Here is a 19816-nt window from a genome sequence, read left to right on the forward strand (position 1 = left end):
CAGCGGCCGAAGGTCGTGGCGCGTCGAGGAGGCGGGCCTGGGCGTCTCGTGACGGTCGCTGGGCGACCTCCACGACGCCCGGTGGCCGTCAGCCCCGCCGCAGTCGCTTGAGCAGCCCCTTGCGGGCGGGCGGCTCGGCGGCGGGCACCCGCAGCAGCAGGCCGTCCTGGGCGGAGTAGTCGAGGACGACCGAGCCGACCTGCGTGCCGGCGGGGAGGTCGCTGAACGCCCGCTTGATGCCGGTGCGCCCGTCGAGCTCGCACATGCCGAGCACCAGGTGCGCGCCGGGCGGCAGCGGGCCGCCCATCGCGGCGGTCGCGGGGTCGAAGCGGGCGGTGAAGGTGCCGGCCGGCTCGAGGGTGCCGTCGGGCTGCTCGACGAGCTCGACGCGCGAGGTCGAGGGCAGCAGCCAGTTGACCCGGGTCGGGGCGTGCCGGATCGCCACGTCCACGAACGCGTCCGCGACGTCCGCCGAGGGAGTCAGCTCGAACTCGGCGAGCAGGCCGGCCAGCGGCTCGGGCCGGGCGCGGACCACCTCGCCGTCCGCCGTACGACGGGCGAAGGGCCGGCCCGGCACCCGGCTCCAGGTGACGGTGCCGGTCACCGTGACGCCACCGTCGCCGGCGTCCTCGACGGTGGTCACCGCGAACTCGGGGCGCCGCTCCAGGCCGTCGCGCAGGAAGTCGGCGGCCGCGTCGGCGTGGCCGGCGCGGAAGAGCGTGATCGCGATCCGGCTGCGCTCGGGCAGCAGCGCGTCGAGCTCGGCGGGGACGTACGCCGAGAGCAGCCGGGCGACCTCGGCCCGGGCCTCGGCGACGCTCGCGTCGTCGCTCGCCCGCTGGCCGAGCTGGGAGACCAGCCGGACGTGGACGTTCTGGGCGAGCAGCTCGTCGCGGATCGGGGGCCGCTCGACACCGGAGATCAGCCGGAACAGCTTGTCGAGGTAGGGCCAGTACTCCGGGTCGCCGCTGTAGTCGAGCTTGGTGCCGTCGGTGGACGTCGAGCTGTTCTCGGCGGTCTTGCGCCAGTGGTAGAAGGGCGTCGAGCTCAGCAGCGCCACCTCAGGCTCGTGCCGGAGCACGTCGACGTGGAAGAAGAGGTCCTCCCACAGGTGCCGCGGTGCCTCGGGGAAGCGGATGTCGTGCTCGACCAGGAACGCGCGCCGGTACAGCTTGTGGGGCGTCATCGGCAGCAGCCCGCGCAGCGGCTCGTCGCTCGCGTCGGGGGCGTCGTGGGTGTAGTGGGTGAGGCCCCAGCGGGCGATCTGGGTGCGCACCTCCTTGCCGTTGACCACGTCGGCGCCGGCCGCGTCGCCCAGCGCGACGCCGGCGCGCAGCGCGTCGGGGTAGAGCTCGTCGTCGTGGTCCAAGAAGAGCACGTAGCGTCCCCGTGCCTCACGCACGCCGATGTTGCGGGGCCGGCTCGGCCACCCCGACGGCTCCAGCGCGAACGCGCGGTAGTTCGCCCGGTCGGCCGCGATCCCCTCGATCCGGGCGGCGGTGTCGTCGGGGGAGCCGTCGTCGAGCAGCAGCACCTCGAGCCCGCTCTGCGGGAGGCTCTGGGCGTCGAGTGACGCGATCGCCCGGTCCAGCCCCGGGCCGGAGCGGTAGGTCGGGATCACGACGGACACCGCGGGAGCCTCGGCCATGTCCGGAGTCTAGGGTTTCCGCCATGACCGGCCCGTCGACGCCCCTCGTGATGGGGGTCGTCAACGTCACGCCCGACTCGTTCTCCGACGGCGGGCTCTACGACGACCCGGCCCGCGCCATCGCCCACGGCCGCGAGCTGCTCGCCCAGGGCGCCGACATCCTCGACGTCGGCGGCGAGTCGACCCGGCCGGGTGCGACCCGGCCGCTGGTCACCGAGGAGCTGGACCGCGTCGTACCCGTCATCGAGGCGCTCGCCGCCGACGGCGCCACCGTCTCGGTCGACACCATGCGCGCCGAGGTCGCCGAGCGCGCGGTCGCGGCCGGCGCGCGGATCGTCAACGACGTGTCCGGCGGCCTCGCCGACCCTGCGATCCTCGAGGTCGTCGCCCGCACGGGCGCCACCTACGTCGCCATGCACTGGCGGGCCCACAGCGACCGGATGCAGCGGTTCACCGAGTACGACGAGCAGGGCGGCGTCGTCGCCGCCGTCCACGCCGAGCTGGGGGAGCGGGTCGCGGCGATCCGGGCCGCCGGCGTGCGCGACGACCAGGTCGTGCTCGACCCGGGTCTGGGGTTCGCGAAGCTGGCCCACCACAACTGGGAGCTGGTCCGCGGCCTCGACGTGCTGGCGGGCCTCGGCTTCCCGCTGCTGATCGGTGCCAGCCGCAAGACCTTCCTCGGGCGCCTGCTCGCGGACGCCTCGGGCGAGGCGCGCCCGGTGGGCGAGCGGGAGGCGGCCGGCGTGGCGCTGAGCGCCCTGCTCGCGGCCGGACTCGGTGGCGCGCCGGTGTGGTGCCTACGGGTCCACGATGTGCGTGCCCATCGCGATGCGCTGGCGGTTGCGGCACAGTGGAGTCCAGCCGCGGATCGGGACGCGGCGCCCCCGGTCGTCGATGAGTTGCGCAGCGACCGTCTCGAGACGCCCGGGGCAGAGCGGAGAGTTGAGAATGACTGACGAGCTGAGCATCCTCGGCATCGAGTGCTTCGCCCATCACGGCGTCTTCGACCACGAGCGCCGCGACGGCCAGGTCTTCAGGATCGACCTGACCCTCGCCGTCGACACCGCCCCCGCGGCGGCGTCGGACGATTTGCGTGACACCGTGGACTACGGAAGCCTCGTCGACCAGGTCGTGGCGGCCGTCACGAGGGACCCGGTCGACCTGATCGAGACCCTCGCGCAGCGGATCGCGGACACCTGCCTGTTGGACCCTCGTGTTGAATGGGTGCGTGTGACCGTCCACAAGCCGGATGCGCCGATCCAGGCGACGTTCGCCGACGTACAGCTCACCATCACCCGCCGCCGTGAGGCAGCCGGGGTGGGAGACCGAACCGGGAAGGCAGAGGGCCCAGCATGACCGAGACCCCCAATCCGAATATCGTCGACGCGGACACGTTGACCGGCGAGATGCGCCCGATCCGTCGCATGGTGATCGCGCTCGGATCCAACCTCGGCGAGCGGTTCGCGACCCTCCAAGGCGCGCTCGGCGCGCTCGCGGACACCCCGGAGGTCTGGATCACGGGCGTGTCGCCGGTCTACGAGAGCTCGCCGGTCGACTGCCCGCCCGAGGCCCAGGACTTCCTCAACGCGGTCGTGCTCGCCGACACCACCCTGCCGGCCCACCGCCTCATCGACCGCGCCCTGGCCATCGAGGACGCCTTCGAGCGCGAGCGCAGCGACGTCAAGAACGCCCCGCGCACGCTCGACGTCGACCTGATCGTCGTCGGTGACCGCCGCAGCGACACCGACGAGCTGCGGCTGCCGCACCCGCGCGCGCACGAGCGCGCCTTCGTGCTCAAGCCGTGGCACGACCTCGAGTCCGACGCGCAGCTGCTCGACCACGGCCCGATCGCCGATCTGCTCGAGAAGATCGACGCCAGCGGGCTCAAGCTGCGCGACGACCTGGTGCTCGAGACGGAGTGACGCGGGACCCGGTCCCGGAGCCCGAGCAGGAGCCCTCGGGCCCGTCGCCCGACGGGCTGCGGCCGACTGGTCTGCCCACCGTCCTCGGCTGGGTGGTGGTCGGCGTGGTCGTCGGCTGGGCGCTGCACCCGGTGTGCGACCGGCTGGGCGTCGTACCCCCGCTGGTGTCGCCCGCCCAGCCGCTCGCCCTGCTGCTGCTCGCCGCGATCCTCGGGTACGTCGCCTGGGTGACCCACCGCGCGGTCCACGTGCGCCGCGAGCGGCTGGAGGCCCACCAGGCCGTCAACCGGCTGGTCCTCGCCCGCGCCAGCTCCCTGGTCGCGGCCCTGGCCACCGGCGGGTACGTCGGCTACGCGCTCTCGTGGATCGGCGACTCCGCGGAGCTGGCCGACGAGCGGATGGTGCGCTCCCTCGTCGCGGCCGGCTGTGCGCTCGCGGCCGTCGTCGCCGGGCTCCTGCTCGAGCGGGCGTGTCGGATCCGCGACGATGGGTAGGAGGCCGCGCGTGCGCCTCCTGATCGCTCTCGTCTCGTCGCTCGCCCTCACCGTCGTCGCCGCTCCCGCCGGCGCGCGCGCCGCAGCCGCGGCGCCCGACCCGCAGGTGGTCGCCGCCTTCGACGCCGCGGTCACCACGTCCTTCCTCACCGCCTGGGAGAGCGAGAGCGGCACCGTCACGAGTGCCTGTCTCGACGACCAGGAGGGCGACGAGAGCACGGTGATCGAGTACGACCGCCCGACCGACACCAAGCGGACCCGCACGACCTGGGCGAACGACGTGCCCACCGACGTGATCGAGCGTGGCCGGGCCCGCTACGGCCGCACCGCGCCCGCCGTACGGAAGTCGCTGCGGGTGCATCGTGCGCCCGTGCCGCCCAAGTGGGTCAAGAGCCGCAACGCGCTGGGCGTCGAGAGCCCCGCGGCCGAGCTGTGGGGCGAGGACGCGGGCGACGAGCCGGTGTTCAGCGACGCCGCGTGGGACGAGTTGACGATGACCGCCGACCCGGGTGGGGGTGCCACCTTCACGGGCAGGCTCAGGTACGGCGGCGGGGAGCTGTCGTACAGCCACTTCGCGCTGACGATGACGGCGGTCAGCGACGCGGCCGGACGCCTGGTGCGCACCGACGAGCGGTACGAGCAGATCGGCTTCGGTGGCGAGGTCCAGCAGGTGAGCACCTGCGCCATGGCCTGGACCTGGGCCCGGCCGCAGATCAAGATCCCGAAGCAGGCCCGGGCCAACAAGCACAAGGCGCGCTACCAGTGGGAGCGCCGGGGTGTCGCCCGGGCGATGGGGGTGACCTGGCGGGCCAACCAGCAGCTCGCGGCCGGCGCGAGCGAGGCCGACGTCGTCGCCTGGCTGCACACGAAGGTCTCGGCGAAGCAGCAGCGTGCGCGCGGCATCAAGCTGGTCCAGGGCAAGGCCAAGCGGGGCGCCAGGCCGGCGATCGCGTTCAAGATCACGGTGGCCGGCGGGCAGGCGTCGTGCCGACCGGTGCGCTGAGCCACGCCGGGCCGCCTGTGGCGGTTGTGACGGTTGTGACGAGCGTGTCTGCGCCGTCACGGGCGTCCGGAGGCTTACCGTGCAAGACATGACTTCCCCTGTCATGTCCGGCAACCGCCGCCGCCAGCGCTCCACCCGGGTGCTGGTCGCCGTGCTCCTCCTCATGCTCGCGACGCTCGCCGTCGCCGGCACCGCCGTGACCGGCTCCTGGCTCCTGGTCACGATCGCCGCCGGCGCCGCGCTCGTCCTGGGCGCCGCCGCCACCAAGATCACCCACACCGAGCTCCTGGACTCCCGTCAGGAGGCCGCCCGCGACCGCGCCACCCAGGCGCGCGGGTACGCCGAGCTGACCGAGGTCCGGACCGCGGAGAACGTCGAGTTCGCCGCCGACATGACCGGCAAGGTCGCCAAGCGCGACGCCACCATCGCCCGCCTCGAGAAGCGCCTCGGCGACGCCGCGGCCGAGCTGGCCGACGCCCGGCGGGAGCTGGCCGAGGCCGGCGAGCGGGCCGACGAGGCCCAGCGCACCGCCGACCGGCTCGCGGAGCGGCTCTCCGACGCGGAGGAGCGGGCCGGCCAGGCCGTCGTCCGGGTCGCCGAGCTGGAGGCCGAGCTCGACGTCCTCACCGCCCAGATCCACGCCCTCGAGGCACAGGCCCGCACCCAGGCCCGCCGCCCCGCCTGATCCGTCCCCGCCGCTAGTGGTGCGTCGCTGAAATGGCTCACCACTTCGCGCACCCAATGCACGCACCTCGCGGCGTTGGCGATCGCTCGCAATACGCCCGGTATGCCGTCGCGACGCCGCCTTGCGTTGCACGCACCCTGGGCACGCGAAGCGGCAAGCCATTTCCGCGCCACACCACTAGTAGAGCGTCGCGGCTTTTCTTGCTTTAGTTGTGGGTAGAGGTGGCGGAGCTTGATCCGGGCGTCGTCGGTGGTGAACTGCCAGTTGACCTGCCGCTGATCGGCGTTGACAGCCGCCTGCCAGGCCGCGAGCTCGGTGTTGAGGACATCGATGTCGCTGATGCGCCGGTCCAGACATTGGCGGGTCAGCGCGGAGAGTTCGATCTCGGCGATGTTGAGCCAGGAGCCGTGCTTGGGGGTGTGGTGGATCTCCAGGCGTTGCGCGAGGGCGAATGCGGTCTCGGGCTCGAAGGCCTGGTACAGGGAGCCGATGGTGTGGGTGTTGAGGTTGTCCATGACCAGCACGACGGTCTCGGCGTCGGGATAGTCGACGGTGAGCAGCCGCTGGACCTGGTGGGCCCAGTCCACCTTGGTGCGCTGCGGCTGGGCGTCCACCCGCCGCCACCCCGCCAGGGGCTCGACCCAACAGAAGATCGAACACGTCCCGTGCCGCACGTACTCGGAGTCCTCCTTCAAGTCGGCTCCGGGCTTGGCAGGAATCGCCTCGCGCGCGTGGGCCAAGAGCTGGTAGGGCTTCTCGTCCATACACACCACAGGCCGGCACTGGCTGTAGCCGCGGGCATAGACCGCCAGCACGTCCTCCATCGCCGCCGCGAACGCCGCGTTCTGCTTGGGCGGGATGGTCCAGCACTTCTTCAGATGAGGACGAAGCTCCGTTTTTTTAACACCCGGCCGATGGTGGAGTGGTCCAGAGCCGGGATGCCCTCACCCTTCTCACCCTTCTCACCCTCTTCGGCCAGCAGTGCCACGTGCTTCTCCAGCAGCCGCAGCGACCACCGCGAACGCCCTTCCGGAGGAGTCGAGCACGCCAACGCGATCAGTCGGGCCTCGACCTCGCCAGTGATCCGCGAGGGCACCGGCGGGCTCTGGCGGGGCTTGCGCCCCACGGTGAACCACGCATCACCACCGGACTCCACGAACCGTTTGGAAACCAGGCGGATCGTCTCGCAGGAGACACCGAGGAGCAATAGTCAAGACCTGTGGATCGGCGTGTCATGCGGCGTGAGCGTCACCTCCTGATTCGTGGCTCGAGGGCTGCCCGTCTTGGTCGTTGGGGCGTTCGACGAGTACTCCGTTCTTGAACGTTGCGCCGGCACGGACGAGCGCGACGAGGTGGGGTGCGTTCACGGCACGCCACCTGGCCTGTGCGGACTCGATCAGTTTGAACGCCATCGCGATCCCGGCCGCTCGGGAGCCGGGCCCCTTGGTGATCCGCTGACGCAGCCGCACGGTCGCGAACGTCGACTCGATCGGGTTGGTGGTTCGTAGGTGGACCCAGTGCTCGGCGGGGTAGTCGTAGAAGGCGAGCAGCACGTCGAGGTCATCGGCGACCTTCGCGACGGCCTTGGGCCACTTCGTGCCGTAGTCGGCGGCGAACGCCTTCACCGCCGACCTCGCGTGGTCCTTGTCCTCGGCGTTCCAGATCTGCGCCAGTGCCGTCTTCGCGCCCGGCTGGGCCGACTTCGGGAGCGCGTTGAGGACGTTGGCGATCTTGTGGAACCAGCAGCGCTGCTCGTGGGTTTCGGGCCAGACCTCGCGCAGCGCGGCCCAGAACCCCAGCGCCCCGTCACCGACCGCGAGGACCGGTGCCCGCATCCCACGCCGCTTGCACGAGCGGAGCAGGTCGAGCCAGGACTCGGTGGACTCGCGGTGTCCGTCGTCGAGCGCGATCAGCTCCTTCGAACCGTCGGCACGCACGCCGATCATCACCAGCAGACATACCTTGTCCTGCTCCAGGCGGACCTTGAGGTGGATCCCGTCGACCCACACGTACACGTAGTCGGGCCCGGCCAGGGAGCGCTTGTTGAACGCGGCCGCCTCGTCTTGCCAGTCCTTGGTCAGCCGGGTGATCGTCGCTGGCGACAGGCCGTGGCTGGTGCCCAGGAACTGGGTCAACGCTGGCCCGAAGTCACCGCTGGACAGGCCGTGCAGGTACAGCAGCGGCAACACCTCCGCCACCCGCGGCGACTTCCGTGCCCACGCTGGCAGGATCGCCGAGGCAAACCGTCGCCGCTCCCCGGTCGCCTCGTCGATGCGCTTGTCGTTGACCCGCGGCGCCCGTACCGGGACCGCACCCGCGGCCGTGGTCACCTCCCTCGGCTGGTGGAACCCGTTGCGGACCACCAACCGCCGACCCTGCTCATCGACCTCGTCAGCGAACGCCTCGACATAGGCGGCAACCTCGGCCTGCAACGCCGCAGCAAGCATCTGCCGAGCGCCGTCGCGGACGATCTCATCAAGCAGCGACCCACCGGCCGCCTCGTTGGACGCCGAAGCGTCGTGAACTACCTTGAGCATGGACGTACCTTCCCGAGCCGGCGCGCCAACGCCGACCCCGATCCGAACTTGAGCATGGGCTTCGATCTTGCTCGGGAGGTACGTCCACTTCACGTCACCTCGCCGAGAGCCATCCACAGGTTCTGATCATTGCTCGACACCGAGCCGTTGCGCGATCACCGCGCGATCCTCGACCGGCCCAGGCGCCGCGTCTCCGGTGTCCAGTGCGAGCAGCACCCGCGCACGACGTACCAGCGACACCGAATGAACCCCACTCCGGGTCACCCGCTCCAGCGCTTCACGATCCTCCAGCGAAAGCCTCACCGGATACTTCTTCTGCGACGGCACGACACACGTCCTGACTGGCAGGTGAAGGGGAAGGTCCTGCCAGAACCCAAACTGCACCAAACGCAACCACTATTAGCGGCGACACGCTACTAGGTAGCATCGGGCGACCCACCCGTCGACCCGGAAGGACGCTGCTGCCGTGGCCCTCGACCGCGCCCGCGCCCAGCAGGGCCTGATCCGGCTCGCCAAGGCGGGACCCGGGCGGCTGCGGGGACCGCTGGGGCGGGCCACCCGCCGCTTCCGGGGTGAGTTCTCCGGGCCGCTGGTCACGGTCGTGCTGCCGGTCAGCGACGACGACACGACCCGGATCGGCACCTGCCTCGACTCGCTGAAGGTGCAGACCCACCGCAACCTCGAGGTGCTGGTGGTGCGCTTCGGCCGCCACGAGCGGGTCACCGCGACGGTGCGCGAGCACGCCGCCCAGGACTGGCGGATCAAGACCCGGGTCAAGATCGAGAAGACGCTCGCCGCCGCCCGCAACGCCGGGGTCGCCGCCGCCTCCGGCGAGCTGGTCGTCGTGGTCACCCACGCCGGCGACGACTTCGTCCACACCGGCATCGAGCGGCTGGTCGAGGCCCACGCCCGCTCCGGCTCGCCGGTCGTGGTCGGCGCGATGCGCGAGCCCGACATCGCCGGCTGGATCCCCGACTCGGCGTACGACGCCGCCCACCACACCCCCGTCCGCGGTACGACGCTCGCCGCCACCCCCGTCGCGGTCACCGACCTCGGCCTCGGCAACAAGCTCTTCACCCGCGCCACCTGGCGGCAGCTCGGCCTGCGCTTCACCGACGAGTTCCCCGACGGCGCCGACGTCGCGCTCGGCCTGCTGGAGCGGGCGAGTGCCTTCGACCTGCTCGCCGACTTCACCTACATCCCCACCGACCGCCGCGACGGCGTTCAGGTCGGCACCGTCCCCGACGTGCTCAGCGGCCTGCCCGGCTGGATCGACCGCAACGACCACACCTGGCACCGGGTCGAGGCGCTGGGCCTGCCCGAGGTCCGGGAGTGGTTCCTGTGGGGCGTGCTCGACACGGCCGTGCAGCCGCTGATCGCCGACGTCGAGCGGGCCGACGCGCACCAGTGGCAGACCCTGCGCGACCACGTCGCGATGCTCCTCGACGCCGCCGACGAGCAGGTGTGGGCCCGGCTCAACGCCGAGGCCCGGGTCAAGCTGTGGCTGCTGCAGGGCGGCCACCGCAAGGCGCTCGAGGACTTCCTCGGTGCGCGGCTGTTCACCCGCGGCAACCGGCCCACCGAGGTCCGCGACGGCAGGGTCTGGGCGCTGCTGCCCCACCACGACGACGCCGAGCTGGCCATCCCGCCCGAGCTGTTCGAGATGACCGCCGACGAGACCCGGTTCCGGGCGATGCTGCGCGAGGCCCGCTGGGTCGACGCCACCACCCTCGAGCTGACCGTCTTCGCCGCGGTCGACTTCGTCCACATGACCGCGGCCCCCGCGATCTCCTGCGCGCTCGTCGAGCAGGGGACCGGCCGGCGGCTCCCGCTGGAGGCCCGGCAGTTCCGCGACGCCCGCGCCAACCAGGCGCTGCGCCGCCACCAGGACTTCTCCTGGGGCGCCTTCGACGCCGTCGTACCCGTCGCCGACGTGGTCGCCGCGAGCGCCGACACCGCCACCTGGGTGCTCGAGGTCGACATCGACGTCGACGGCGTACGACGCTCCGGCGCCGTCCCCCTCATCGACGAGCAGGCCTCCGCCGGGTTCATCGGCCGCGACCACCTCGCGCCCCGCCCGGTCGCCGGGTCCGTCGTCGCCTTCAACCCCCGCTCCGACGTGGTCGGCCTGCGGATCCGCCCCGACCAGGGGCCGCGGCTGCGCAGCCTCACCGTCGAGGGGCGCACGGTCGCGGGCACGATCGACCCCGCCGGCACGACACTCACCACCCTCCGGGTCACCCAGGGCACCCAGCAGGTCCGCGCCGAGCTCACCGACGGGCCCGACGGGCCCGACGGCAGGGCCTTCCGCCTCCAGCTCCCCGCCGCCTGGACCGGCCAGCGCCGCTGGCAGGTGCGGGCGCTCACCGCCGACGGCCGCGAGGTCGCCCTCGGCTGGGCCGCCGGGGCGCCCCAGTGGCTCGCCGTCGGCGAGGGCGAGGTGGTCGGCTCCCGCACCGCCTCGGGCGACGCCGAGCTCTACGAGACGGCCGGCACCCTGGTCGTCGACGACCTCGCCGTCGAGGGCCTCCGTCTCGACGTGACCGGCCGCTGGCTCGGCCTCCCGGCACCCGAGGCCCGCCTGGTCCTGCTCACCCAGACCGGCGGCGTCGAGGTGCTCACCACCGACCTCCGGCCGGGCGAGGCGTCCGGGGAGGTCCGCGCCAGCCTCACGCTGACCACCGACCGCTGGGGCCTCGGCGAGCGCCCGCTCGCCCCCGGGTGGCTCTGGCTCGCCGTCACCCACGGCGACACCACCACCCGCGCCCTCCTCGGCGAGCGCGGCATCGACCGTCTCCACCACTTCATGGTCGGCTCCGACTACTCCGCACGGATCGTGCAGGAGGGCCGGGTCGCCGGCGTCGAGCTGCTGCCGCCGGTCCCGGTCGAGGAGCGCGTCCCCTACGGCCAGACCCGGCTCCAGGAGTGGTACGCCGACGCCGACATCCCGCTCGAGCCCGACGCCGTCTACTTCCAGTCCTATGTCGGCGCCTCCGCGACCGACAGCCAGCTCGCGCTCCACGACGAGCTGCGGCGCACCCGCCCGGACCTGACGCTCTACTGGGGCGTTGCCTCGGCCGCCTCCTGGGTGCCCGAGGGCGCCGTACCCGTCGTGATGACCACCCGTGAGTGGTACCGCGTCATGGCCGCCGCCGGGCAGCTGTGCATGAACATCGACCCCGAGCGCTGGTTCCGCAAGCGCCCGGGCCAGCGGCTGCTGCAGACCTTCCACGGCTACCCGTCGAAGTCGATGGGCATCCGGATGTGGGACGCCAAGCACTACCCGCCGCGCCGCATCGCGTTGGAGCTGGCCCGCACCTCCCGGCAGTGGGACCTGATCCTGACGCCCGACCCCGACATGGACCAGTACTACCGCCGCGAGTACGCCTACGACGGGGCGATCCACAGCGAGGGCTACCCGCGCGACGACGTCCTCGTGGACGGGCGCGCGGCCGCGGTCCGCGCCGACGTACGCCGCCGGCTCGGCATCGAGGACCACCAGAAGGCGATCCTCTACGCCCCCACCTGGCGCGACGACCAGGCCACCAACTGGCGCGCCGCCGACGCCGTCCACCACCTCGACGTCGCCGCCGCGGCCCGCGAGCTGGGCCCCGACTACGTCCTGCTGCTGCGCGGCCACCGCTTCCATAACCCGGCCGGCGACGGTGCGGACAGGGCCGGGGCGACCCGGTTCCTCGACGTCACCGAGTACCCCGAGATCAACGACCTGATCCTGGCCGCCGACGCGGCGGTGCTCGACTACTCGTCGCTGCGCTTCGACTTCGCCCTGACGAACCGGCCGATGGTCTTCCTGGTCCCCGACCTCGACACCTATGTCGGCGGCGTGCGCGGCTTCCTCTACGACTACGGCCCCACCGCTCCCGGCCCGCACGTCGACACCGCCGAGCAGGTCGTCGACCTGCTGCGCGACCTCGACGGCCTGCAGCGGCGCTACGCCGGCGCGGTGGCGGCCTTCCACGAGCGGTTCAGCCGGTTCATGGACGGGCAGGCCGCCGAGCGGGTGGCGGCGGCCTTCTTCGGTCGCCCCCCAGCACCGTCCAGTCGCCCCAAGACTGCCTAGACATTGCTAGACACCCTGGCTCGACCTAGCCTGTCCGACGTGGCGAGACGTGTTCCCAACGCCTGTACGCCGCGCGCTGGGAGGACTCCTCCGAGCGCGAGCGTGAACATCTCGGCACCCTTGCCGATCTCTCGGTCGCGACGCCCCGGGTGCGCGGCGCGCACGTCACGGCCGCCCTCGGCAAGCCTGCCAAGGCGGTCTCGTGGATCCGCGCGAGCCTGATCCAGAAGGGCACGATCCTCCCTGAAGGAGACACGGTGCGGTTCACCATCTCGGGCATGGGTGATTGGCTCACGTCGAGAGCGGACCGATCGTGACCGTGCCCGCCCAACCCGACCCCGACCCCCTACCGACTGAAGGAGCTGTCCCCGAGATGCGCTCTGTCGATCTGCCCGACGCCCTCCCCGACGGCGCGCGCTTCATCCACATCGGCCTCCCGAAGACGGGGACGACGGCGCTGCAGGGCGCACTCGACCGCGCGCGGCCCGAGCTCGAGGCGCTCGGCGCCCACAACGTCAACCACGGTCGCCACGAGATGCGGGTCGGCCAGGTGGCCGCGGGCGGGCTGGCCGACTTCTGGCAGGGCACCTGGGAGAAGCGCTGGGAGGCGCTGGCGAGCGAGTTCCGCGAGTCCGACGCCCGCTGCACCTTCTGGTCGAGCGAGTCGTTGAGCCATGCGAAGGGCGAGCGGATCTCCTATCTCGCCGACCAGCTCGGCGCCGACACCCACGTGGTCGTGACGCTGCGCCCGCTGGCGCCGCTCATGGTGTCCCAGTGGCAGCAGTGGCTGCGCCGGCGCGGCACCCAGTCCCTGGAGGAGTGGGCCGCCGACCAGTTCGCCGCGGTGAGCGTCGAGGGCGAGGTGAGCGTCGACTACGTCAAGTTCATGCCGTCGCTGCACCGGTTCAGCCTGCGCCGCATCATCGAGGAGTGGGGACCGGTGTTCGGCGAGGACCGGATCGTCCTGGTCGTCCCCGACCCGGTCGACCGGCTGCGCGGCTTCCGGGTCTTCGAGCGGCTGATGGGCGTCGGGGAGGTGCTGCAGCCGGTGCCCGAGGGCAACGCCTCGCTGCCCTACCCCGAGGCCGAGATGCTGCGCCACTTCAACCGGGCCTGGACCGACCACGGCGGCGACCACCCCACGTGGATGGAGGTGATCGGCGTACGCGCCCGGATCCCGCTGCGCGACTACACCAACACCCTCGAGCCCCATCCCATCCGCGCCCCGCGCTGGGTCGCCGAGCGGGCCAACGAGTACGCCGCCGCATGGAACCGCGCCGTCGAGGCCTCCGGCGTCACCGTGGTCGGCGACCTCGCCGAGCTCGTCGTCGACCCCGCCGAGTACGCCGAGCAGGTCGGCGTGCCCGACGCCGTCGGCGTACGGAGCGCGGGCCGGCTGATGGACGTCGCGTTCACCGCGGCGCTCCAGCACGCCGCCAAGGCGCCCGCCGACGCACCGCAGGCGCCCGACCTGTCGTCGTACGGCGGGCGCGCACTGCTCGGCGAGCTCGGCCGTCGCGCCCGACGGCGGGTGACGCGCCGATGAGCCTGCTCCACGTGCCCGACGCCCGCGCCGGGATGAACGCCTTCGCCGTCCCCACCTGGTGGGCCTCGCTCGAGGACGAGCGGATCGGCCGTGACGACGACGAGCGCCCCGACGTGACCGTGGTCGAGGTGGCGGACCTGCCGGCCGAGCGCACCCTGCTCGTCGTCGGCGCCATCGCCGAGCTGCTGTCCGAGCCGACCCCGGAGGGCCTGGCCGCCTGGGTGGGTGAGGTGCGGGCGCGGCACTCCGCCGCCGCGCCGCTCCACCTCGCGGTCTCCCTCGACGAGGTGACCACGCTCGACCAGCTGCTCACCCTCGCCGCCGGCCGCCGCTGGCCGCGGTTCGCCGCGGCCGCCGCGGCGGCCCACACCGACGCCGACCCGGTCCCGCCGCAGAGCGTGCCCGGCGGGCAGGACGCTGCCCGCGCCTACGCCGACGCGATCGTGGCCCAGGTCGAGGTGCTGCTCCCGCCCACCTGGCAGACCGCCGTCGACGGCGTCGCCGACGCGACCGCCTGCATCAGCCGCTCCCTCGACACCGACCCCGACCTCGGCGCCGCAGAAGCACGGGCGATGCGCGAGGCCTGCCGCACCGCCCTCGCCGGTCTGGAGACCGCCGGGGTCACCCTCAGCGGGCCCCGCGACGCACTGCTCTGGCCGGTCCCGGCCGAGCGTGGCCTGGTCCCGATCGACGTCGCCGTCGACGCGGCACTCGAGGTGATGCTCGGCCTGGTCGAGCGACCGGCGGACCTCGCGCCGGACCGGCCGGTCGTCGTACCCGTGGGGGAGCTGCCGGCCCGCGCCCTCCTCACCCGGCTGGGAGGCGGCCGATGAGCACGTCGATCCCGCCGCTGCCCGACGGCACCACCCTGGTCCACATCGGCCCCTACAAGACCGGCACCACCGCGATGCAGGGCGCCCTGTGGGAGGCCCGCGGCTCGCTCGCCACCCACGGCGTCGCCTACCCCGGCGAGCTCGCCCACGAGATGAACGCCGCCATGGCGCTCGCCCTCGGGCGGGTCGACCCCGGCAAGGACATCGACGCGTTCCGCGAGCGCTGGTACGCCCTGGTCGCCGCCCTGCGCGACGCACAGCCGCGGATCGGCGTGCTCAGCAGCGAGGTCTACTGCGAGGCCACCGACGAGGGTGCCCGCACCCTCCTCGACGTGCTCGGCCCGCGCACGCACATCGTGATCACGGTGCGCCCGATCGTGCGGCTGCTCGGCTCGCAGTGGCAGCAGTACGGCCAGAACGTGCCCGTGCCGGCGTACGACGAGTGGCTGCGCGCGATCCTCGAGCAGGCCGAGACGTCCGGTGGGGGCGCGGTCACCCCGTCCTTCTGGCAGCGGCACCGCCACGACCGGCTGGTCGAGCGCTGGGTCGGCCTGGTGGGCGCCGACCGGGTCACGGTCATCGTGGTCGACGACCGCGACCACCGAGGCCTCCCGGCCGCCTTCGAGAGCCTGCTCGGGCTCCCCGAGGGCCTGCTCCGCCCACCGGCCGACAAGACCAACCGGTCGCTCACCTTCGCCGAGGCGACCCTGATGCAGGAGCTCGTCGACCGGACCTCGCAGGCGCCGTGGACCAGCGCCGACCACGGCCGGTTCATCCGGTTCGGCGCCGCCCGCGGTCTCCAGGCCGCGCCCCCGGACCCGGCCGCCGAGAGGCTGCTGACGCCCGGGTGGGCGGTCGACCGGGCGCTCGAGGTCGGCGCCGCGATGGCCGAGCGGATCGGCGCCTCCGGTGCCCGCGTCATCGGCGACCTCGCCCTGCTCTCCGACCGCGCGCTCGCGCCCGCCGAGGGTGACAACGTGCCGGTCGCGGCCATCGACCCCGGCGCCGCCGCGGCCCTCGCCGCCGGCATCATCACCAAGCTGACCGGTGTCCACCCCCGTCCCGAGCACCGCGACCTCGCGGGCCCGGTCGAGCGGGCGGCCTGGTCCCGGCACCGGGCCGTCGCCGAGCAGTGGGACGCCGAGCGCGACCGCGACGGCGCGCGTCGGGTGGCGGCCCGCGAGCTGGCCCGCCGGGCCCGGCGCCGGCTCGGAGGCAGCTGATGGAGTCCCTGCCCGACGGCGCCCGGCTGCTCCACATCGGCATGCCGAAGACCGGGACCACCGCGCTCCAGCACTCCCTGTGGGCGGCCCGTGCCGAGCTGGAGGAGCGCGGCGCCCACAACGTCTCGCGCCGCGCCCACGAGCGGAAGGTCGCCATCACCGCCGCCGGCAACATCCGGTCCTACTGGGCGCCCGAGCACGAGCGCTGGCAGGAGCTCGCCCGCGAGTTCCGCACCTCCGCGGCACGGCGCACCTTCTGGTCGAGCGAGTCCCTGTCCTTGGCCCTGCCCGACCGGATCAGCGGCCTGCGCGAGGAGCTCGGACCGTCGTACGTCGTCTGCACGATCCGGGCCCTCGCCCCGCAGCTGGCCTCCCGCTGGCAGCAGGGGCTGCGACGCGCGCAGCCCCTGCCGCTCGACGAGTGGCTGCGCGCGACCTTCGCCGAGGAGCCGCTCGGCGGAGTCGGCGACGGCTTCGTGCCCGGGCAGGCGCTGCGCCGGCTCAACCCGCGCCGCGTCCTGCGCGACTGGGGCGCCGTGTTCGGGGAGGAGAACCTGGTCTTCGTCGTCCTCGACCCGACCGACCACAGCTGGCTGCTGCGTGCCTTCGAGAGCCTGCTCGGGGTTCCCGAGGTGCTCGAGCTGTCGCCGTCGCGCAACCTGTCCCTCCCGATGCCCGAGGCCGAGATGCTGCGCCATCTCGCGGCCGCCTACCGCGCCCACGGCGGCGACCTCGACGCCTGGATGGCGACCGCCGGCGACACCCGCAGGATCAAGCTGCGCCCGGTCGTCGAGGCCGCCCCACGGCACCAGACCGTCCGGGTTCCCCGGTGGGCGGCCGAGCGCGCCAACGAGTACGTCGCCGACTGGGTCGAGGCGCTGGAGTCCTCCGGTGCGCGCGTGCTGGGCGACGTACGCCACCTGTCCAGCGACCCCGCCACGCATCCCGCGGAGGTCGAGGTCCCCGAGGTCGTCGACGTCGCCTCGGCCGGGCGGATGATGGAGGCCTACGTCCGGGTCGCGCTCACGCTGCCGGCCGCCCCGGCCCCGAAGTCTCCGCTGGACGCCGCCAGCGGCCGGGCCATCCTCGGGGAGCTCCGCCGCCGGGCCCTGCGTCGACGGGGTCGTTGAGTGGGCCGCTGAGCCGGCCGCGTGGAAGACTGCGGGCCATGACGAGGAATGTCGCCGTCCTGCTCGCCGGCGGTGTCGGAGCCCGGGTCGGACTGGACATCCCGAAGCAGCTCATCAAGGTCGCCGGCAAGACCCTGCTGGAGCACACCCTGCTCGCGCTGCACGACCACGCCGACGTCGACGAGGTCGTCGTGATGATGACGCCGGGGCACACCGACGCGGTCCGCGACATCACCCGCGGTGGCGGCTATCCCAAGGTCACCGCGATCCTCGAGGGCGGCGAGACCCGCAACGACACCACCCAGCGCGCGATCGACCACCTGGTCGGGACCGGCGACGCGGCGCAGACCCGGATCCTGCTCCACGACGCGGTCCGCCCGCTCGTGACGCCGCGGATCATCGGCGAGTGCTTCACCGCGCTCGAGCGCTACCCGGCCGTCGACGTCGCGATCCCGTCGGCCGACACGATCATCGAGGTCGCCGCCGACGACACCATCCGCAGCATCCCGCCGCGCGCCTCGCTGCGCCGCGGCCAGACCCCGCAGGCGTTCCGCCTCGACGTCCTCGCCCGCGCCTACGAGGTGGCCGCCGGCGATCCCGACTTCACCGCCACCGACGACTGCAGCGTCGTGCTGAGGTACCTGCCCGACGAGCCGATCATCGTGGTCCACGGCGACGACCGGAACATGAAGGTCACCGAGCCGATCGACGTCTACATCGCCGACAAGCTCTTCCAGCTCACCGGGATCGACCTGCCCCGTGCCAAGGACGACGCCGGCTACCGCGCCGCGCTCGAGGGCAAGACCATGGTGGTCTTCGGCGGCAGCTACGGCATCGGCGCCGACATCGCCGAGCTCGCCCAGTCGTACGGCGCCACCGTGCTCTCGTTCAGCCGGTCGACCACCGGCACCGACGTCGGCAGGCGGGCCGACATCGCCGCCGCCGCCAAGGAGGCGATCGCCAAGGCCGGCTCGATCGACTTCGTCGTCAACACCGCCGGCGTGCTGCCCCGCGGCGAGCTCCTCGAGACCACCGAGGAGACGATCTACGCCGCGACCGACATCAACTACCTCGGCCCGATCTTCATCGCGCAGGAGTTCCACCCGCACCTCGCCGCCAGCAAGGGCGCCCTGCTGCTGTTCACCTCCAGCTCCTACACCCGCGGCCGCAGCGGCTACAGCCTCTACTCCTCGGCCAAGGCCGCCACGGTCAACCTGACCCAGGCGCTCGCCGACGAGTGGGCCGACGCGGGCGTGCGGGTCAACTGCATCAACCCCGAGCGGACCGCCACCCCGATGCGCACCAAGGCCTTCGGCCAGGAGGCGCCCGGCACCCTGCTCGACTCCCAGACGGTCGCGCACACCTCGGTCGACGTGCTCATCTCCGAGTCGTCGGGGCATGTCTACGACGTCCGCAAGGACGATCCCTTCAGCCTCGGCGACTGAACCGCCGGCGCGGTGCCGGCGCGGCCTCCGCCCGGGGGGCCGGTGTCCGCGTGAGCCGCTCGGCCGCCATCGCGAGCCCGGCGCCGAACCACCCCGCCACGGCGGCGTCGATCGCCGCCGGCGGCTCGGGCGTGGCGGCGACGCCGCTGGGCCGGGTCGCGAAGATCGAGTCGAGGTCGCCGTACACCCTCGCGCCGAGGGCCCTGATCGCCTCGGCCATCTCGGCCCCGACGGCGTTGGCCCGGGCGATCGCCCAGTCCGGTGTCACGAGCGGCGCCTCGCCGGGCCCGGGCTCGCGCTCCTTGAGGTGGTCCTTGAGGTGGCGGAAGAGCCGCACGTAGTGGTCCGGCGGCAGCCCGAGGTCGGCGTAGCCGCCGTTGAAGCGTCGCAGCAGCTCGGCCTCGTCGGCGCTCAGCGACCGGTTCTCGCGGGCGTCCTGGCCGGCGAGGGTCTCGGCGCGCAGGCCGAGGAGCCGCTCGAAGGTGTGGGGGAGGAAGGCGTGGTCGCGGGAGTCGAGCACCACGACCAGCACCCGCTCGGCGCCGACGTGCTCGGCCCACCGGCGCACCAGCGCGTCGTGGCGGTGCCGGTTCCAGAACTCCCGAGGCTCCGGCGCGGACACGTCGTCGGCGAGCACCATGCGCAGCCAGGCGTCGTAGGTGTGGGGGCTCTGTCGCTGCAGGCCCTGCTGGTACTGCGACGACAGGATCCGGGCCAGCGGCCGCAGCGTGAGCGCCACCCACAGGTCCTCGGTGCCGATCTCCCCGACGATCCGCGCGATCTGCTCGTCGGTGGCGTCGGAGAGGAACTCGCTGCTGAACACCCGTCGCTCCGGGCCCTCCGCGGTGAGCGTGCCGACCACGGCCCGCCAGGCCCGCTCGGCCCGCTCGGGGTCGCGTCCGGCGACCATCCGGCCGGTGACATAGCGTGCCGCCCGCGCGTCGTGCCGGCTCCGGGACACGTAGCGCACCCCCTGCGGGCCGAGGTCCGCGCGGGCCAGGTCGAAGGCGCTCTGCAGGGCCGTGGTCCCCGTCTTGTGGGGGCCGATGTGGAGCAGGCGGGCGCCGGCGGGGAGGGCGGACGGCGTCGACATGGGCCCGAGCCTAGAACGCGGTCTCGGCGTGTGACGCAAGCCACCGGACCGACCCGTTCCCGGGCTTCGCGGGCAGGCGTACCGTTGAGGCGTCCCGGAACCCCGGGACGAGACCACTGAGCACAACGTCCGGTACCCACACCGGCTCGCACCGCAGGGCGCGAGTGGTCGGCGGG

The 19816-nt window shown here is 73.1% G+C and carries 17 protein-coding genes and 1 pseudogene; 12 read left to right on the top strand and 6 right to left on the bottom strand.

Features of this window, described 5'->3' with window-relative positions; all coding sequences use genetic code 11:
* Nucleotides 1-88 precede the first annotated feature (88 nt).
* The gene (locus ACUP6Y_RS02715; protein WP_462554075.1) at nt 89-1648 is read right to left on the bottom strand and encodes a glycosyltransferase family 2 protein; all 1560 of its coding nucleotides are present in this window, start codon (nt 1646-1648) and stop codon (nt 89-91) included.
* A 23-nt stretch (nt 1649-1671) separates the two neighbouring features.
* On the opposite strand from ACUP6Y_RS02715, the gene folP reads away from it, so the two are divergent.
* The 6 genes from folP (at nt 1672) to ACUP6Y_RS02745 (ending at nt 5752) form a co-directional block, all read left to right on the top strand.
* Nucleotides 1672-2604 (top strand): dihydropteroate synthase, encoded by a 933-nt coding sequence (gene folP / locus ACUP6Y_RS02720; RefSeq protein ID WP_462554077.1) that lies wholly within the window; start codon nt 1672-1674, stop codon nt 2602-2604.
* On the top strand, nt 2597-3004 hold the full coding sequence (folB, locus tag ACUP6Y_RS02725) for a dihydroneopterin aldolase (RefSeq protein WP_462554079.1): 408 nt from the start codon (nt 2597-2599) through the stop codon (nt 3002-3004). Before folP ends, folB begins: the two co-directional genes overlap by 8 nt.
* Complete coding sequence (gene folK, locus ACUP6Y_RS02730) at nt 3001-3570, top strand: 2-amino-4-hydroxy-6-hydroxymethyldihydropteridine diphosphokinase (RefSeq protein ID WP_462554080.1); 570 nt, start codon at nt 3001-3003, stop codon at nt 3568-3570. The genes folB and folK overlap by 4 nt, the downstream gene beginning before the upstream one ends.
* Nucleotides 3567-4064 carry a DUF3180 domain-containing protein gene (locus ACUP6Y_RS02735; protein ID WP_462554081.1) on the top strand — a complete coding sequence of 166 codons (498 nt, stop codon included), beginning with the start codon at nt 3567-3569 and terminating at the stop codon, nt 4062-4064. The genes folK and ACUP6Y_RS02735 overlap by 4 nt, the downstream gene beginning before the upstream one ends.
* Nucleotides 4065-4074: 10 nt before the next feature.
* Nucleotides 4075-5067: a hypothetical protein gene (locus ACUP6Y_RS02740; RefSeq protein ID WP_462554082.1), complete on the top strand. Its 993-nt coding sequence runs from the start codon at nt 4075-4077 to the stop codon at nt 5065-5067.
* Nucleotides 5068-5155: 88 nt separating this feature from the next.
* Nucleotides 5156-5752: a hypothetical protein gene (locus ACUP6Y_RS02745; protein ID WP_462554083.1), complete on the top strand. Its 597-nt coding sequence runs from the start codon at nt 5156-5158 to the stop codon at nt 5750-5752.
* Nucleotides 5753-6084: 332 nt separating this feature from the next.
* On the opposite strand, the pseudogene ACUP6Y_RS02750 reads toward ACUP6Y_RS02745, so the two are convergent.
* The 4 genes and pseudogenes from ACUP6Y_RS02750 to ACUP6Y_RS02765 all read right to left on the bottom strand — a co-directional run.
* Nucleotides 6085-6630: pseudogene (locus ACUP6Y_RS02750) on the bottom strand (IS630 family transposase); the annotation flags it as partial.
* Nucleotides 6627-6959 carry a helix-turn-helix domain-containing protein gene (locus ACUP6Y_RS02755; RefSeq protein ID WP_462554084.1) on the bottom strand — a complete coding sequence of 111 codons (333 nt, stop codon included), beginning with the start codon at nt 6957-6959 and terminating at the stop codon, nt 6627-6629. The gene ACUP6Y_RS02755 and the pseudogene ACUP6Y_RS02750, both read right to left, overlap by 4 nt.
* A gap of 25 nt (nt 6960-6984) precedes the next feature.
* Nucleotides 6985-8289, bottom strand: coding sequence for an IS256 family transposase (locus ACUP6Y_RS02760; RefSeq protein WP_462553128.1), 1305 nt, complete (start codon nt 8287-8289; stop codon nt 6985-6987).
* Nucleotides 8290-8415: 126 nt separating this feature from the next.
* Complete coding sequence (locus ACUP6Y_RS02765; RefSeq protein WP_462554085.1) at nt 8416-8616, bottom strand: hypothetical protein; 201 nt, start codon at nt 8614-8616, stop codon at nt 8416-8418.
* Between the two features lie 139 nt (nt 8617-8755).
* Between ACUP6Y_RS02765 and ACUP6Y_RS02770 the strand changes: the two genes are divergently transcribed.
* The 6 genes from ACUP6Y_RS02770 (at nt 8756) to ACUP6Y_RS02795 (ending at nt 18547) form a co-directional block, all read left to right on the top strand.
* A complete protein-coding gene (locus ACUP6Y_RS02770; protein WP_462554086.1) occupies nt 8756-12370 on the top strand; it encodes a CDP-glycerol:glycerophosphate glycerophosphotransferase in 3615 nt (1204 codons plus the stop codon).
* 373 nt (nt 12371-12743) lie between these two features.
* Nucleotides 12744-13916: a hypothetical protein gene (locus ACUP6Y_RS02775; protein WP_462554087.1), complete on the top strand. Its 1173-nt coding sequence runs from the start codon at nt 12744-12746 to the stop codon at nt 13914-13916.
* Nucleotides 13913-14749, top strand: coding sequence for a hypothetical protein (locus ACUP6Y_RS02780; RefSeq protein ID WP_462554088.1), 837 nt, complete (start codon nt 13913-13915; stop codon nt 14747-14749). Before ACUP6Y_RS02775 ends, ACUP6Y_RS02780 begins: the two co-directional genes overlap by 4 nt.
* Nucleotides 14746-15972 carry a hypothetical protein gene (locus ACUP6Y_RS02785; RefSeq protein ID WP_462554089.1) on the top strand — a complete coding sequence of 409 codons (1227 nt, stop codon included), beginning with the start codon at nt 14746-14748 and terminating at the stop codon, nt 15970-15972. Before ACUP6Y_RS02780 ends, ACUP6Y_RS02785 begins: the two co-directional genes overlap by 4 nt.
* On the top strand, nt 15972-17102 hold the full coding sequence (locus ACUP6Y_RS02790; RefSeq protein WP_462554090.1) for a hypothetical protein: 1131 nt from the start codon (nt 15972-15974) through the stop codon (nt 17100-17102). Before ACUP6Y_RS02785 ends, ACUP6Y_RS02790 begins: the two co-directional genes overlap by 1 nt.
* Before the next feature lie 38 nt (nt 17103-17140).
* Complete coding sequence (locus tag ACUP6Y_RS02795) at nt 17141-18547, top strand: SDR family NAD(P)-dependent oxidoreductase (protein WP_462554091.1); 1407 nt, start codon at nt 17141-17143, stop codon at nt 18545-18547.
* Here the strand turns inward: ACUP6Y_RS02795 and ACUP6Y_RS02800 are convergent.
* A complete protein-coding gene (locus ACUP6Y_RS02800; RefSeq protein ID WP_462554092.1) occupies nt 18531-19640 on the bottom strand; it encodes a hypothetical protein in 1110 nt (369 codons plus the stop codon). The two genes, ACUP6Y_RS02795 and ACUP6Y_RS02800, sit on opposite strands and share 17 nt — an antisense overlap.
* Nucleotides 19641-19816 lie beyond the last annotated feature (176 nt).

It is taken from the genome of Nocardioides sp. S5-5 (assembly GCF_054954065.1).

What these genes read in the sequence shown, in the direction of transcription:
- ACUP6Y_RS02760 (WP_462553128.1), bottom strand. Translation starts at nt 8,289, where the DNA reads ATGCTCAAGGTAGTTCACGACGCTTCGGCGTCCAACGAGGCGGCCGGT.
- folP (WP_462554077.1), top strand. Translation starts at nt 1,672, where the DNA reads ATGACCGGCCCGTCGACGCCCCTCGTGATGGGGGTCGTCAACGTCACG.
- folK (WP_462554080.1), top strand. Translation starts at nt 3,001, where the DNA reads ATGACCGAGACCCCCAATCCGAATATCGTCGACGCGGACACGTTGACC.
- ACUP6Y_RS02800 (WP_462554092.1), bottom strand. Translation starts at nt 19,640, where the DNA reads ATGTCGACGCCGTCCGCCCTCCCCGCCGGCGCCCGCCTGCTCCACATC.
- ACUP6Y_RS02780 (WP_462554088.1), top strand. Translation starts at nt 13,913, where the DNA reads ATGAGCCTGCTCCACGTGCCCGACGCCCGCGCCGGGATGAACGCCTTC.
- folB (WP_462554079.1), top strand. Translation starts at nt 2,597, where the DNA reads ATGACTGACGAGCTGAGCATCCTCGGCATCGAGTGCTTCGCCCATCAC.
- ACUP6Y_RS02775 (WP_462554087.1), top strand. Translation starts at nt 12,744, where the DNA reads ATGCGCTCTGTCGATCTGCCCGACGCCCTCCCCGACGGCGCGCGCTTC.
- ACUP6Y_RS02715 (WP_462554075.1), bottom strand. Translation starts at nt 1,648, where the DNA reads ATGGCCGAGGCTCCCGCGGTGTCCGTCGTGATCCCGACCTACCGCTCC.
- ACUP6Y_RS02745 (WP_462554083.1), top strand. Translation starts at nt 5,156, where the DNA reads ATGACTTCCCCTGTCATGTCCGGCAACCGCCGCCGCCAGCGCTCCACC.
- ACUP6Y_RS02790 (WP_462554090.1), top strand. Translation starts at nt 15,972, where the DNA reads ATGGAGTCCCTGCCCGACGGCGCCCGGCTGCTCCACATCGGCATGCCG.
- ACUP6Y_RS02785 (WP_462554089.1), top strand. Translation starts at nt 14,746, where the DNA reads ATGAGCACGTCGATCCCGCCGCTGCCCGACGGCACCACCCTGGTCCAC.
- ACUP6Y_RS02795 (WP_462554091.1), top strand. Translation starts at nt 17,141, where the DNA reads ATGACGAGGAATGTCGCCGTCCTGCTCGCCGGCGGTGTCGGAGCCCGG.